This is a genomic window from Bifidobacterium dolichotidis, from assembly GCF_003951975.1.
Lineage (GTDB): Bacteria > Actinomycetota > Actinomycetes > Actinomycetales > Bifidobacteriaceae > Bifidobacterium > Bifidobacterium dolichotidis.
Map to the genome: position 1 here is coordinate 885523 of NZ_QXGM01000001.1, position 15502 is coordinate 901024.

General features: G+C 50.7%; 14 protein-coding genes and 3 tRNA genes. 1 reads left to right on the forward strand and 16 read right to left on the reverse strand.

What is annotated here, in order from left to right:
• Positions 1 to 43 precede the first annotated feature (43 nt).
• From D2E26_RS03445 to D2E26_RS03520, 16 genes are all read right to left on the reverse strand, one after another.
• Complete coding sequence (locus tag D2E26_RS03445) at positions 44 to 994, reverse strand: magnesium transporter CorA family protein (protein ID WP_125963253.1); 951 nt, start codon at positions 992 to 994, stop codon at positions 44 to 46.
• A gap of 171 nt (positions 995 to 1165) precedes the next feature.
• Complete coding sequence (locus D2E26_RS03450) at positions 1166 to 2083, reverse strand: histidine phosphatase family protein (RefSeq protein WP_125963254.1); 918 nt, start codon at positions 2081 to 2083, stop codon at positions 1166 to 1168.
• Positions 2080 to 2478, reverse strand: a complete 399-nt coding sequence (locus tag D2E26_RS03455; protein WP_125963255.1) for a pyridoxamine 5'-phosphate oxidase family protein — start codon at positions 2476 to 2478, stop codon at positions 2080 to 2082. Before D2E26_RS03455 ends, D2E26_RS03450 begins: the two co-directional genes overlap by 4 nt.
• 305 nt (positions 2479 to 2783) lie before the next feature.
• Positions 2784 to 2856: transfer RNA gene (locus D2E26_RS03460), tRNA-Ala, on the reverse strand.
• A 69-nt stretch (positions 2857 to 2925) separates the two neighbouring features.
• Positions 2926 to 2998 (reverse strand) — tRNA-Ala (locus D2E26_RS03465).
• A 272-nt stretch (positions 2999 to 3270) separates the two neighbouring features.
• A complete protein-coding gene (locus tag D2E26_RS03470; protein WP_125963256.1) occupies positions 3271 to 4359 on the reverse strand; it encodes a hypothetical protein in 1089 nt (362 codons plus the stop codon).
• A gap of 90 nt (positions 4360 to 4449) precedes the next feature.
• A complete protein-coding gene (locus D2E26_RS03475; RefSeq protein WP_125963257.1) occupies positions 4450 to 5157 on the reverse strand; it encodes a histidine phosphatase family protein in 708 nt (235 codons plus the stop codon).
• Between the two features lies 1 nt (position 5158).
• The gene (gene rsfS, locus D2E26_RS03480; protein ID WP_125963258.1) at positions 5159 to 5545 is read right to left on the reverse strand and encodes a ribosome silencing factor; all 387 of its coding nucleotides are present in this window, start codon (positions 5543 to 5545) and stop codon (positions 5159 to 5161) included.
• Between the two features lie 57 nt (positions 5546 to 5602).
• Positions 5603 to 6985 carry a bifunctional UDP-N-acetylglucosamine diphosphorylase/glucosamine-1-phosphate N-acetyltransferase GlmU gene (glmU, locus tag D2E26_RS03485; RefSeq protein ID WP_125963259.1) on the reverse strand — a complete coding sequence of 461 codons (1383 nt, stop codon included), beginning with the start codon at positions 6983 to 6985 and terminating at the stop codon, positions 5603 to 5605.
• A 200-nt stretch (positions 6986 to 7185) separates the two neighbouring features.
• On the reverse strand, positions 7186 to 7818 hold the full coding sequence (locus D2E26_RS03490) for a deoxynucleoside kinase (protein ID WP_206432059.1): 633 nt from the start codon (positions 7816 to 7818) through the stop codon (positions 7186 to 7188).
• Between the two features lie 358 nt (positions 7819 to 8176).
• The gene (locus D2E26_RS03495) at positions 8177 to 9319 is read right to left on the reverse strand and encodes a leucine-rich repeat domain-containing protein (RefSeq protein WP_164515845.1); all 1143 of its coding nucleotides are present in this window, start codon (positions 9317 to 9319) and stop codon (positions 8177 to 8179) included.
• A 273-nt stretch (positions 9320 to 9592) separates the two neighbouring features.
• A tRNA-Gln gene (locus D2E26_RS03500) sits at positions 9593 to 9663 on the reverse strand.
• A gap of 150 nt (positions 9664 to 9813) precedes the next feature.
• Positions 9814 to 10833 carry a ribose-phosphate diphosphokinase gene (locus D2E26_RS03505; RefSeq protein ID WP_125963262.1) on the reverse strand — a complete coding sequence of 340 codons (1020 nt, stop codon included), beginning with the start codon at positions 10831 to 10833 and terminating at the stop codon, positions 9814 to 9816.
• Between the two features lie 103 nt (positions 10834 to 10936).
• A complete protein-coding gene (gene nadD, locus D2E26_RS03510; protein ID WP_125963410.1) occupies positions 10937 to 11605 on the reverse strand; it encodes a nicotinate-nucleotide adenylyltransferase in 669 nt (222 codons plus the stop codon).
• 86 nt (positions 11606 to 11691) lie between these two features.
• Positions 11692 to 12234 (reverse strand): phosphoribosylglycinamide synthetase, encoded by a 543-nt coding sequence (locus tag D2E26_RS03515; protein ID WP_241218862.1) that lies wholly within the window; start codon positions 12232 to 12234, stop codon positions 11692 to 11694.
• Positions 12235 to 12434: 200 nt separating this feature from the next.
• On the reverse strand, positions 12435 to 13754 hold the full coding sequence (locus tag D2E26_RS03520) for a glutamate-5-semialdehyde dehydrogenase (RefSeq protein WP_125963411.1): 1320 nt from the start codon (positions 13752 to 13754) through the stop codon (positions 12435 to 12437).
• 201 nt (positions 13755 to 13955) lie between these two features.
• Here D2E26_RS03520 and thrC point away from each other — a divergent pair, with 201 nt between their 5' ends.
• Positions 13956 to 15437, forward strand: coding sequence for a threonine synthase (gene thrC / locus D2E26_RS03525; RefSeq protein WP_125963263.1), 1482 nt, complete (start codon positions 13956 to 13958; stop codon positions 15435 to 15437).
• Positions 15438 to 15502 lie beyond the last annotated feature (65 nt).

Below are 15502 nucleotides of genomic sequence, written 5' to 3' on the forward strand. Positions count from 1 at the left end.
CTTACACCAACTCAAATTGGCTCAACTATGAGCCTTTCCGAGTTTATTTGAACAAACGAGAACGGGTTAAGAACCAATACACGAGGGCCGAGAGCGCCATCGAAATGACAACAATAATAATGAAGCCCCAGCGTGAATCCGAAAGTGGCATACCGAACATGCCATCTTGGAAGTTCATGCCGTACATCGAGAAGATCAACGTAGGCACCGAAAGTGTAATAGAAATAATCGTGAAGATACGCATCACGTTATTCAAGTTATTCGAAACAATCGAAGCAAATGCATCGGTCATGTTACCCAAGACGCCGCTGTAGATGTTAGCCATCTCGATTGCCTGCTTGTTCTCGGTAATAACATCTTCAAGCAGATCCTCGTCTTCTGGATACTGCTTAAAACGAGGCAACGTCGTCAACTTTTCCATAACGATTTCGTTTGACTTCAAGGACGTTGCAAAATAGACCAATGTTTTGCTCAGCTCGAGCAGCATAATAATTTCGCGGTTCTGCATAGCAGAGCGCAGGCGAAGTTCGAGCTTATCGGTTTCGCGATCGATAATACGCAGATAACGCAAATACATTGTGGCATTGCGGTACAGAATCTGCAGAATGAATCGCGAGCGCATAAAGGTGTTAAATCCGCGGATTGTGCCTTCCATAAATGGGTGCAGCACAGGCGTATCTTGCATGCAGACGGTAATAATCAGATCCTTCGTCAAAATAATTGACAGAGGAATGGTTTCGTACCAGTCGCGACCGCCACGGTTTTCCACAGTTGGAATATCGACGATGATCATCGTGTAATCATCTTCAACATCAACGCGTGAACGTTCCTCATCATCCAGAGGTGCACGCAGATCAGCCAGATCGATGCCAGTTTGCTGGCAGACCGTAGCTAATTCCACATCGGTAGGGTCAGAAAGACTCAGCCATGCACCATTACACGGTTCACTAATCTGTTCAACTTGTCCATTGACTGTGCTGAACATGCGCAGCATGACTGTCACCGCCTTCCGATGGTTGCGGGATGCCGTACAAGGTATTCATACGACATAGAGAAATGGCCGGTCCCTCACCACATGCATAAGACTTCAGACTTATTACTGTGGTAATCCGACCGACCATACACTTTAGTCACTAAGTGCCGACTTACATCAGCTTAACCTGCGTTAAGCCTTGGGACCATTGATTTCTGTCCACTGTGGCATATCGCTGGTTCGTAGCATTTCCGGACCGTTATCCCAATCCATAACTTGCGCTAATGCTGGGCCTTCATCATACGATTCCAAAATCCACTTGCCTGGTTGAGGATCCGTGCCTTCTGGAGGTGTCAACGTAGTCCAGAATGCGTTTCGCATACCAGACAGAATGCTTAAATCATCAACATCAATGCCAATAAGTGTTTGCACGGTGGCGTTAATCCACGAGCCATGCGACACAATGAACAATGTGCCATCTAAGTCAGCATGCGTTGCATTGGCATGAGCAACGAGCGAGCAAATAGCGCGAGCACCACGCTCGCCTACTGCATGGCGACTTTCGACACCATAGGCTTCTTCTCCGCCCTCATGCCTGCGCCACGATTCATAGGCTTCTGGGAACTTCTCGGCAATTTCTGCTCGAGTCATACCCTCCCACTGGCCAAAATCACGTTCACGCAACCGCGTATCAGTCTGTACGTCAAGACCCAGAATGTCAGCAAATGCGTGTGCAGTTTGCTGTGCACGCAGCAGATCAGAGCTATAGACCTGCATGTATCGGTGTGCTGCTGGAGCTTGACGATACTGCTGTGCTACATCACGACCCAGCTCGGCTAAGGTTTCATCACGGCCTTCGTTCGGTGACTCATAGTCACGAGGAACGGTTGGGCTCATAAAAGCCGAGAGTGTGGAAGCAGCATCTCCTCGTTCCACATCGCTAATCTGTGAGACTTTTGCCCAGTAGTAGCGCTGTGCGAGTACGTAGGCGCTTTGATCAACTTGCCAATGGCCAACAATGTCAAGTGGCACGTCAATGCAGCCCTGCATACGTCGTGCGAGGTTAAATGCGGTGCGCCCGTGGCGCATTAAAACAACGGATTGAATCATGCGAGACGCTTACCGGCGTTTGCGCCTGCCGAAAGGTCGTCAATCTGCGTGATCTCGAGCACTGGGATGCATGCTGGCACCTTCGTGCCGCGTTCCTTAGCGAGCTCAACCTGCTGCTCGTAAATAGCGTCATCGGTGTGCAGCGTCACGTTACCGTGGAAGCGGTAACCCTTCTTCTGCTCGAAGTTCACGCTTGCAACAACAAGCTTGCTACCGTTCTTCAGGTTCTCAAACATCTTGCCTGCGGTGCGCTCGTGGTATGCCAGGTGCGATTCGTCGAGTACGAACATCGACATCTTTGGGCCAAGATCTGGCTCACCGTCTGGGCTCACCGTCGCAACCCAGCACAGGTTTTCGTTGAGGAAGTCAATAATTTCTGGAGTCATGGCAACCATGGTGGTTCCTTTCCTTTGGGATTTGTAGAACCCACTCTACTGGAGAATTCAGCTAGCGAACTGCATTGCGCCCGAGGATTACCTGCACACACTATGAAAGAAATCAGAGTATAGAACTGCGGCAAATAACTGCTCATGGTGCAATAACAGAAATACAAAGAATACAAGAAGCCAACTGAAAAAGAAACGCTGAAACGTAACGATTTACAGCACACTGTGTCAGAAAGACCTGTACTAAGACCTGCACTGAGTTTTCGGTGCCGAAATACGAAAAAACCGGAACTCACTGTTCCGGCTCTTATCTGTGGAGCTAAGGAGATTCGAACTCCTGACCCTCTCCATGCCATGGAGATGCGCTACCAGCTGCGCCATAGCCCCAAACATTCAACCAAGCTGTTACCAACTCGAGTTAACGAATGGAAATACGAACATCAGATTCGTACATCGTGGAGCTAAGGAGATTCGAACTCCTGACCCTCTCCATGCCATGGAGATGCGCTACCAGCTGCGCCATAGCCCCGTTTTGAATTATCGCTGCTTCGTGGCCGAAGCAACAGTTAGGCATATTACCTAGCTGCACTAGATCATGCAAGCGCGGCGTGTCATTGTTCACTCTGAGTGATGGAAAGCGGCAAATAATCCGAAGAGCAGCACACCAGAGCGATCTGCATTGCAATGCAGAAACAGATAAACAATACAGAAACAGATTAAAGGTAACGAAAAGCGGCAGTACCAGAAAGAATCCAGTACTGCCGCTTCGAACTTATACGCCGAAATACAGTGCGTGTGCTCTTACTTCGTGCGCTTCATATGGTCAGCATTTGGCGTGGCCTGATCTGCACCGTTGGCACCCGAATTGTTCGACTCCGTCTGACCACCATCAGCAGTTGGTGCAGGCGAAGGCGTTTCGGTTGGCGTTGGCGCAGGGCTTGGCGACTTCGTATCCGTTGGTGACGGCGATGACGAAGGCTCAGGCGTTGGCTTGGCACTCGAGCTTGACGATGGGCTTGGCGACGACGAAGGCTCAGGCGTTGGCTTCGTGTCATGTGTCGGCTTCTGCGTTGGCTCAGTCTTCTGATCTGACTTGTTCAGATCCGACTCATTCACTTGTGGCGTCACAGTCTGTGTTGGCGTTTGCGTTGGCGTAATAGCGTCGCGCACAACCGTATCCGTGCCCTTGCCTCCCGTGAACATCAGCACAAGCGCTGCGGTAATACCAACGGCAACTAAGGAGCTTGCGACGGCCACAATAATGCCCATGCGCTTTGCCTTGCGTGCACGATCCAGAGCGGACAGCTTACCGTTCTTCGCGCCCTTGAGACCCTTGACGCCTGCGGCATGTTGCGTTGGCTTCGTCGAGCCGTGAGCTGCGTTCTGGCCATTCTTACCGGCGTTCAGTACTGCGGTCTTATCCAGTGCCGTGGTCTGGTTCAGGACCGAAGTCTTATCCAGTGTCGAAGTCTTGTCCAAAACCGTGGTTTCGTCAGACTCATGAGCGCCCGGCGTACTTGACTTCTCGCCGTGTTCGGTTTCGATAATTGGCGTCGATTTCACTGAACGAGGCTTGTTCTCGTCAGTTGCGGCATCCAGTACCGTTGTTTTGTCATCAACGGCTGGCAAGTCCTGCGTGTTCTCCTTGTCAAGTTCATCAACAGTTGTGTTATGGAACTTGCGTTTCTTCTTTTTCAACAGCTTTTTGCCGGACTCTTCAAGGATGTTCTTGTACACCTGTGAGCTCGTTGCCGAAACCAACGAACTGACAACAACAGCAATTACCGAGCCAGCGAGACCGATTTTTGAAGAAAGCAGGAACGACGTCACAGCTGCAAGTGCACCCGCAAACAGCTGAGAGAAACTCAGTCCCTTAAAGAAATTCTTCATTATGATTCCTCAATTAGTTGCATGGGAACAACTCACCCCATAGGTAGTACGATGCTGGCACCGCATTGCAGCACCAGCATCAAAGGAAATCTATCGAGTATGCGGTTCAAACCATTGCGGTGTATCCGCAATAGCTGGACCATGGTTGTAATCCACAAGCACCCAGCGATCAGGATCGTTAATCATAGCGTTATTCAAACGTGCCCAATGAGCATTACGCATGGTAGCCATCGAAATGAAATCTGGATAGCGATCGGCAATACCCAGAACGCACTGCAATGTTTGCTCAATTAATGCACCATGAGCAAAAACAAACAGGTCACTTTCTGGACCAGCTTTACGTGACCACTCGCTAATAGCTTCTAAGCCACGCATGCCCACATGCCTACGCTCTTCTGCACCATGCTTGAGCTCACCGCCACCACCAACGCGCCACGACTCAATATCTTCTGGATACTTTGCAGCCATGTCTTCAACAACTTGGCCTTCCCAAGTACCAAAGTTACGCTCACGCAAGCGCTTATCTGGGTGTACTTCGAGCCCCAGTGGATCAGCGAAAGCATGAGCCGTTTGCTGTGCTCGACTCAGATCTGAGCAGATAACAAACGGATTGCATGCTGGATGATCGGTGACATACAAATCGCGCAGTGCCTGGCCAGTGCATTCCACCTGCCACAAGCCCGTTTCGTCGAGTGGAATATCAATATCACCCTGAAAACGATGCTGAGCATTGAATGCAGTCTGACCATGGCGAACAATGGTCACCGTGCGACTCTGACCATTTGGCGATGCAAGCATATTAGTCCTCAACCTCGCTTGGAGAAGGCAACTCCAAATCAACTTCTGGGCAGTCGTTCCACAGACGCTCGAGGTTGTAGTATACGCGCGAATCATCGTGCATCACGTTAATAATGACGTCGCCGAAATCAAGCAGAATCCACTGGCCTTCTGCAACGCCTTCACGCGACTTTGGTTCGCGACGATCAAAGTTCACATACAGATCGTGCTCAATGCGCTCAGCAATAGCGAGCACCTGACGCTCGTTATTTGCTGAAACGATCAGCATGATGTCGCAAATGCCCAGACGGTCTGCAACATCGTACGCTACTGGATCCGTAGCCTTGAGCTCGTCAGCAGCCTTTGCTGCAGCGCGAACTAATTCAATCGAAGCTTGGGATGCGCTCATCCGAAGTGTCTCCTTTAGTGCATGAATACTGCAATGGTGTTTGTTATACGAAAATAATCAGTCGTTGGTGTGAGGACGCCAGTGTTCAACAACATGCTGGTCGTTCGTCGAGTAGACCATGCAATCGTCTGGCACATCGTGACGAATCACGGAACCTGCACCCGTCGTCACATCGTCACCAACCGTGACTGGAGCCACGAACAGGTTACCTGCACCCACGTGAACATTCGAGCCAATCGTCGTGTGGTGCTTGTGCACGCCATCATAGTTAGCGGTAATCGAACCGCCACCAATATTCGTGTGCTCACCGAGCGTGGAATCACCAACGTAGCTCAGGTGTGGCACCTTCGTGCCATTACCAATATGGGCCTTCTTCATTTCCACGAAAGCACCTGCCTTCGTACCCTCACCCAAGTCGTTACCTGGGCGCAAATAGGTCCAAGGACCAATATTGGCGTTCTTACCAATATGCGTTTCTTGAACGCGAGAACGCTCTACGGTAGCGCCAGCGTCAATTGTGGCGTCAATCAGCGTCGTGTATGGACCAACAACGGCATACTCACCGATCGTGGTGTGACCCTTGAGGAACGAACCTGGCAGAATCGTGGCGTCAGCACTAATTTCCACGTCATCTTCAATCCACGTCGTGCTTGGATCAAGAATGGACACGCCTGCACGCATCCAACGTTCGCAAACGCGCGTGTTGTATGCGCGTTCCATAGCACTGAGCTGCACACGATCATTGACACCTTCCACACTCAGTGGATCTGGAGCAGCGAAAGCACCAACGCGACCATACTGCTTCGCAGCCTTGAGTGCATCAGTCAGATAGAACTCATGCTGAGCGTTATCGGAATCCAAATGAGCAATAGCATCAGCAAGCACCTGTGCTTCGAACACGTACACCGACGTGTTCACCTCGTGCACAGCGAGCTCGTTCTTGTTGGCATCCTTCTGCTCAACAATGCCCAGCACATCGCCTTCGGAGTCGCGAATAATACGGCCATAACCCGTTGGATCATCAAGAATTGTCGTCAGCACGGTTGCCGAGTCTCCACTGTTCTTGTGGAACTCGAGCAGCTGGCTCAGCGTATCCGTGTCGAGCAATGGCATATCGGAGGCTGCAATCAGTACAGAGCCTTCGAGTGATGCCTGCTGCTGCAGTTGTGCCATTGCGCACTGAACTGCACGGCCGGTGCCAGGAATCTCATCCTGGTTTACAATGCAAACCTGCTCGTCTACGTCACGAGCAGCTTGAGCCACACGCTCAGCCTGGTAACGCACTACAACAGCCGTGGTCTCTGGCTTCAGCGCTTCCACTGAAGCCATCACGCGCTCAAGGAATGTTTTACCTGCAAATGTGTGCAAAACCTTAGGCGTCGAAGAACGCATACGGGTTCCCTCGCCTGCTGCCAAAATGATTGCTGCAGTCAGTGCCATTGTTCTTGCCTCCTAGCCGCTTCCATCGGCTCAATCCATGGTGAAGACGTATGGTGTACGGCTAAATTCTCGTGACATGTCTTAAGATATCGAACTCCACTGAGCGTACACCACGAAGCCGATGAATTCCTATGAAGAAAGCCACTCGCATGGTTCGCGGGTGGCTTTCTATTCAAAACTATTGCTGTAATGCTTGATAATCAGCGAATCGTCGTCAGTGCTTCATCAATTTGCTTGAGCACGTGTTCGGCAGCTGCCTTATCGTTCACGAAGTCGTACTTGTTGCCATCGATGCGCAGCTTTGGACTCGTGTGGTAGTTGGCATACCAATCTGGGTATGCATCGTGAACCTGCTTGTAGTAGTTGTACAGGCCTGGATCGTAATCGATTTGTTCAAACGAACGGCCGCGCATCTTAATGCGCTCAAGCATCTTATCGAAGCTCACGTCAATGTAGATGAGCAGATCAGGAGCCTTCTTAGGCATGCCTTCGAGCTCTTCCATCATGTTGTCGAGCAACTCATGATAGATCTTCTGCTCAGTCTTCGTGACATTACCATTGTCGACATTGAGGTCAAGGAACAGAGCGTCCTCGAAAATCGAGCGATCGAGCACGTTGTTGTCTTGAATGTATGCCTTCTTAATGGATTCAAAACGCTTGTTCAGGAAGTAAATCTGCAGAAGGAATGCGTACTTCTTTGGGTCTTTGTAGTACAGGTCGAGTACGGGGTTATCATCAACGGACTCGTAGAACACGTCGGTACCGTAGTGTTCGCCGACGAGCTCTGCAAGCGATGATTTTCCAGCTCCGATAGTGCCTGCTAATACCAGCAACAGTTTCTCTCTCCTTGGCGCTGTTTAGACATATCTCAGGCTTTAAGCTAATGCGTAAGCCATCGAAACGTCCGGGAATGCCTCGATCCGTATGCAGGACCGTAGATGTGATTTTTGACGGATCCAATTATAGGAGCGTGCTTGTCTGATGAATTCCGCTCAGCGCTTGGGGGGTGTGGAATAATCCGCTATGTTTGCAATGCCACGCCGCAAATCATCCATAGTTCGGGGGTATTGCATGAACTGTGATTCCAATTACATTGAGAAAGCGGCTCAGCTACGCAAGTAAGTATGCCGAGCCGCTTCTAGTATTCACGAGGTTGATCAGATACTCTGCTTGTACCTGTTGATTGTTGTGTTACTGATGCAGTCTATAGACGAGGTCATGGTTGGCGCGATTACTGCCAAACCATTCTGTCCACGTTTTGCCATCAGTGTTTGTAGGCGTCTGCCCCTCATACCACAGCGTCTGATCTGAACCTGGATATGCTGCTGGTTGGTTCTTGTCATTATGTAGATGATCTAGCATTATGGCCATATTCACATCAATAGCAATATCGGCAATATTGGTTTGATCGAACATATTGTCAGCCATCGTGTAAGACCAGTGTTTGGTGATCACCAGATTACTGATATCGAGATGGCGTAGCTTCGTACAGCCGCTAAACATCTTTATGGCATTGCCTACATCGCTGGCAATGAAGTCACTTAGGTCTAGCGTTTGTAAATTCGTACATCCTTCAAACATGGATCGCGTACTGCTCAGCCTCATGGTTTGCATTGGCATGCTCACGCTTTCTAGCGCTGTATCATTGCTGTACATTTCTGCAGTTGACCTCAGTTGGGTTGCTTCTTCGTGCGGCCATTGCACCGTGCGCAGTGTTGTACTGTCTTTGAACATGCCATCAGCCGTAAGTAGCCATCCCACCATCTGTGGCGACATCTGAGAAAGATTGAGATGCTTTACTGTGGTTGCAGCAAACATAAAATCGGTGATCACATTGTTTGAAGGGCGGAATTGGTCAAAGTCCACCGAATCAACTTTGGTGCCAGCAAACATATACGAAAGATAGGCCGTGGATTTTGGATCCTGTAACTGGAACTTACCCATACCCGTAAAGCTCGTCATCTGATGTGCTTGATCAAACATATGAGCAAACGAGCTACCAGACTCGAAGAGAATAGTGTGCTCAACGTTCGCAGCCTTAATCTGCGACTTAATCGTCAATGCTTGCTCATCATAAGATTTGAGGAATGCTTCATCTTTTTTTGTGACAACACAATCACCATCAGTAGCTATACGCATCTGGCCATCAGGCCCCATCTTCCATGTACAGCTACCCCACTTGCCTTCTGTAGGTATGGAATCTGTACTGAGCTGTGCCATGCGGCTTGTTTGCGTAGTCCGTGGCTGCACACTATGGCGTGTATCAGCATCTTGCGCATATGCTGCACTGCTTAATGCGGCATTCATAGCTAAAGCAAAACCGCACACGACCATTGCAGCATGTCGTACTCTACAGTTCTTTTGCATTCCTATCAGCGCTCCTCTGCGTTGGTATACTGCCTGCCGCGTCAATGCGGCTTTGGCATGGAGTGCACAACATTGCGTTCAGCTCCCATGTTGCGGTAGCTAATGCTGTTGTTATTCATCGTCATTGTGGTGTCTGTGTTCAGATCCACTGCTCATTGTAAAGGAATTGTGTACGCCGGTCCAACCCAATTCCAATACAGAAAAAAGCTCACATGCAAAACATGTGAGCTTTCTTGGCAGTTCCCCCACCTGGACTCGAACCAAGACAAAGGGTTCCAAAGACCCGTGTGCTGCCATTACACCATGGGGGACCGGCGGTCGTAACCGCCACGGTTCATTATGCCATAGCCCCAGACAAAAACAAGCCCGGCATGTTCATATGAACCAAGTTTTTCAGTTTTTGTGACCTAGATCACACTAGGCCACGAGGGCGAGAGTGTTCTCCGCTCCCCTTCCGCGCATCAGGCAAATAGGAAGCCTTCGCCGTGGTGCTCAGGATACGTATCGAACAGCTTTGCCACCGAATCGTCCTCGAACACAGCCTTAATAGCGCTTGCCAGCAGTGGAGCAATAGACAGCACCGTCATGCCATCCCAACGCTTCTCTTCTGGAATTGGGACCGTATCGGTCAGCACAATTTCGCTTGCGCCGCAATCCTTCAGACGCTGTACAGCAGGCTCAGACAGCACACCGTGCGTTGCCACAACGGTCACCGACTTAGCGCCGGCTTCGCGCAGCACGTGGCATGCGCCAGCAATCGTGCCAGCAGTATCAATAAGATCGTCAACCAGCACGCAGTCCTTGCCCTTGACGTCGCCAACAACGCGGTTAGCAACAGCCTGGTTTGGACGCGTAATATCGCGCGTCTTGTGCACGAAGGCCAGAGGACCGCCACCGAGACGCTGTGCCCACTGCTCTGCGACCTTAATACGGCCTGCATCAGGAGACACCACAGTCACGTTGTCGAGCTGACCCTGGAAGCGATCGCGAATGTAATCCACGAGCACAGGCATTGCAATCAGGTGATCCACAGGACCATCGAAGAAGCCCTGCGACTGTGCAGCATGCAGATCAACGCTCATAATGCGATCTGCGCCAGCAGTCTTCAGCAGATCGAAGACCAGACGGCAAGAAATAGGTTCACGGCCGCGGTGCTTCTTATCCTGACGCGAGTAACCAAGCAGAGGGCACACAGCCGTAATAGAACGAGCCGATGCACGCTTGAGTGCATCAATCATAATGAGCTGTTCCATAATGGCCTGGTTCACAGGATTCGAATGGCTTTGCAGCACAAATACATCAGCGCCACGCACGGACTCGGTGTAGCGAACATACATTTCACCATTTGCAAAGTCGTATGCCGTGGTTTCGAGCACGTCAATACCCAGCTGGTCGGCAACATCACGTGCCAGCTTGGGATGCGCGCGTCCCGTTACGAGAATGAGGTTTTTATCCGGCTTTCCTTCAAGGATTGAGCTCACCGTGTCTCCAGACTGTTCGGGTGCGAATACCGAGGCTCCAGTGTAGTGCGCTCATTCGACTCACGTCTAGAGGGCGTCCATTCGGGCCTCATAAAATGTTGATTTACTGCCTATAAAGCCCGTGTTTCGCAATATATTGCACAACACCGTCAGGAACGAGATACCACGTTGGTTCCCCGTTCGTTGCACGCTTGCGTACATCAGTTGAGGAAATAGCCAGTGCAGGAATCTCAATCATGTCTACACGACCGACTGGGAGATTCGATGCTGCCTCCGGCGAGTATCCAGGGCGAGTTACTGCCACGAAATGTGCAAGCTCGAACATTTCGTCAACATCTTTCCACTGCATAATTTCAGCAACTGCGTCAGCACCAGTAATGAAGAACAGTTCTGCATCAGGATGCATAGCACGCAGATCACGCAGCGTATCAATCGTGTATGTAATGCCTGGTCGATCAATATCTACGCGTGAAACCGTGAACTTAGGGTTCGAAGCTGTTGCGATCACGGTCATTAAATAACGGTCTTCTGCGTTCGTCACATGCTTGTTGAGCTTGAACACCGGACGACCTGTTGGCACGAAAATAACTTCGTCCAAGTCATACACCCACGCGACTTCCGAGGCAGCAACCAAGTGGCCGTTGTGAATTGGATCGAACGTACCGCCCATAATGCCGATGCGCGGCTTGGTATGCCAGTTGCCGCGCGCCGAACGCATGCCCTGCTTGGTAGTCACCACGTGCGTCGAGCTGTGTGCAGACAGTTCAGCCATACGACGACCTTCCGTCTGTTCAGCAGCTTCTGTAGCGTTATTCAACGCCAGATCAGCAGGTTCTGTTGTGTTGTGTTCTTGTTGAATCACTGTTGATCCTCAGATCGGATTTCTTGTTCAAGTGTTTCACTTAACGTAGGCGCCGCATCCGCGTCACCGCCCATATCAAGTGCACCCTGCACTGTTGGTTCAGCTTCGCTCTCTCCGGTGTCGATCTTGCCCATGTCTTCGTCCCATTCGGCTTGCACCACGCGACGAATTTCAGCAAAGGTTGGCAGTGGGAACGATGGCTCATAAATGCGACGCATTTCTGCAACACGATGCGTAATCGACACAAGCGTATTCGTCATGCCATCAACATCGCGGTCAGCTTCTTCACGGCTAAAGCGTGCAATACCGCGTTCCAACTGACGCATAAGCTCACGCATAGTAACAAGCTGAGCTTCGGTTGGTTCAACAACCTGCGCTGAATCCATTTCTGGCCAGCCAATCAGCACAGCATCGGAGTATTCCAGCGATGCACGCTGTGCGGCTGAAGCAATACCATCTTCAACCGAAACCAAGAACACATAGCGCACAATGCTTAAGCGTTCGGCAGCGATTTTGAGGCCGATCATTGGATTTGACATATCAAGATGCCAAGGATTGGCATACGCATCACCCAGAACCGATAGCTTCTGCTCTTCCGTTAGATTCTGTTCTTCTGTTGGATTCTGCGTTTCTAATGGTTCGTCTACTGCAGGCTGCAGTGCAGTCTGCGACTCAGATTCGGATTGTGTTGCTGTCTGCTGATTCATCGTGTTGTTCAGTTCCCTATTTTGCGTCTCGCTCATGCACGCACCTGGCCCGAACCGTAACCGATCCACTTCGTTGTTGTCATTTCTGCAAGGCCCATTGGTCCTCGCGCATGCATTTTCTGCGTAGAAATACCCAGCTCAGCACCGAAGCCGAATACGCCACCATCGGTAAAGCGTGTAGAAGCATTCACCATCACCACAGCAGAATCGATGCGCGACGTGAATGCCTCAATAGATTCGTAATCTTCGGAAATAATAGATTCTGTATGGCCAGTGGAATAACGGTTGATATGGTCGATAGCTTCGTCGACGGAATCAACAACCAGCACACCCATATCAAGCGAGAGATACTCGGTCTGCCAGTCCTGCTCCGTAGCGTCGAGCAGCTGAACACCCTCAAGACCGGAGCCCTCAATCAAAGCGCGAGAAACGGGATCGACGTGCAGCACAACGTTAGCCTTACTCAATGCTTTGGCGACCATAGGCAGGAACTCTTGGGCCACATCCTTATGCACGAGCAGCTTTTCAGCAGCATTGCACACGCCAATACGCTGGGTCTTTGCGTTCATAACGATGCACACGGCGTCGTCGAGCTTAGCTGTTTTATCAACGAAAATGTGGACGTTGCCAGCACCAGTTTCAATAACAGGGACGCGAGAGTTGCGCACAACAGCCTGAATCAGACCTGCACCACCACGTGGCACGAGCACGTCAATGAAGCCGCGAGCTTCCATCAGAGCTGTTGCACCTTCACGACCGAATTCATCAACCGACGCGACCAAACCAGTGTCGTAACCGAACTCGTTCAGCACGTCACGAACAACAGCAATTGTGGCTGCATTCGTCTTCTCTGCTGCATGACCACCGCGCAGCATGCAGGCATTGCCCGACTTAATGCACAGGCTAATCACATCAACAGTGACATTTGGACGAGCTTCGTAAATCATGCCAATAACGCCGAATGGCACACGCACCTGCTGCAGCTTCACACCGTTTTCCAGTGTGTAACCGCGCACAAGCTGGCCAACTGGATCTTGCAGTGATGCCACATTGCGCACACCCTGTGCTGCAGCAGCAATACGTGGTACGTCGAAACGCAGGCGGTCGAGCTTGCCTTCGTCCATGCCGTCAGCGAACGCAGCCTGCATATCGAGTTCATTGGCTGCTGCGATTTCATCAGCATGCTCATCAAGTGCCTTGGCAATGCCAAGCAGCAGTTCATTCTTTGCTAATGCATGTGCGTTAGCTAGCTTGCGCTGCGCAATGCGAGCCTGTGTTGCAAGGCCGCATACTGCCTTGAAAACTTCGGCATCTACATTCGCCACTGTGTTCGTGTTATCGCTTGATTGCATCACTGCTTCAACCGTCCTCACTTGTATTCATGAAGCCCTTAGAACGTATTGAAACTCAACAATAATCAATTCTTCGAATCTTTGCAGCTCAGAGGGTCAGAATCGTCCGATGATTGGGACCACTCCCCGCCTACTCCACGGTGTGCCGCTAGACTGGTTCGCAGTCCTAAACACTCGTTTGCTCAGAAAGGCAAGCATATAGTGAATAAGTTCCACAGCACTAGAAGCACAACGGATTCATTGACAGCCAAGCAGGCTATTCGTAAAGGCATTGCTGATGATGGCGGCCTGTTTGTTACTGACGCATTAGGTAATGCCAATGTGAATGTGGCTGAGCTGCCAGGAAAAAGCTATCAGCAAATTGCTTATGAAGTGCTGAGCTTGCTGCTTGATGACTTCAGTGAGCAGGAGCTGCGCGACTGCATTGAGCGTGCTTATGGTGCACAGTGGTCTGATGAGCGCATTACGCCATTGAAGCAGGTTGGTTCTGACTATGTGTTGGAGCTCTTCAATGGTCCTACCTGCGCATTTAAGGATGTAGCACTGCAGATTCTGCCTCGTTTTATGGCGTGCACGAAGCCAGAGTCTGATCCAAACGAGCAGATCATGATTGTTACGGCTACTTCAGGTGATACGGGTAAGGCTGCTCTTGCTGGTTTCGCTGATGTTCCTGGCACGGGCATTACTGTGTTTTATCCTCAGGGCAAAGTCAGCCGTGTGCAAGAGCTGCAGATGACGACGCAGCAAGGCAACAACGTGCATGTTAGCGCTGTTGATGGCAACTTTGATGATGCACAGACTGAGGTCAAGCGCATTTTCGGTGACGCCGCATTTGCTGAGCAGCTTGCTGAACACCATGTGAAGCTGTCCTCCGCAAACTCGATTAACATCGGCCGTTTGGTGCCACAGGTGGTTTACTACTTCGCGGCCTATGCACAACTGCTCGAAGCAGGCAAGATCAAGGTTGGCGACGAGGTTGAGTTCGTGGTGCCAACGGGCAACTTCGGTAATGTGCTTGCTGGCTACTATGCCAAGCGCATGGGCCTGCCAGTGCGTGACCTTGTGGTGGCTTCGGATCGTAATAATGTGCTGTTCGATTTCTTGGTGTCTGGCACTTATAACAAGCAGCGTCCGTTCTACGAAACGATTTCTCCTTCTATGGATATTCTCGTTTCCTCGAACTTGGAGCGCATGCTCTATTACTTGTCGTGCAATGATCCAAACTTGGTTGCTGATTGCATGAACGATCTGCGCGAATGGGGTGCTTTCGAAGTGCCGGAAATGCTGCTGCAGAAGATTCGTCACGTGTTCAACACGGGCTGGGCTAACGAAGATCAGGTCCGTGAAATGATTGCTGATTGCTGGAACAAGCATCAGTATGTTATTGACCCACATACGGCATGCGGTTACTTCGTTATGCAGCAGATGCCTCGTGATCCTGAGGTGCCTCGTGTGCTGTTGGCTACGGCTAGCCCATACAAGTTCCCTCGCGTCGTCAACGAGTCGCTTGGTCTTGATGCTACGGGTACTGATTTCGAATGCATGGATGTGCTTTCGAAGGCTACAGGTACGCCAATTCCTGCCATGCTGCGCAATCTTGAAACCGCAGAAGTACGCTTCCGCGACGATGTACCGGTTGCTGGTATGGAACAGTTTGTTGCTGATTCAGCAGCACAGCTCTGAAATAAGATAACTACTGAACAGTGATGCCCGCCGGTTCTAGAACTGGCGGGCATCACTGGTATAGA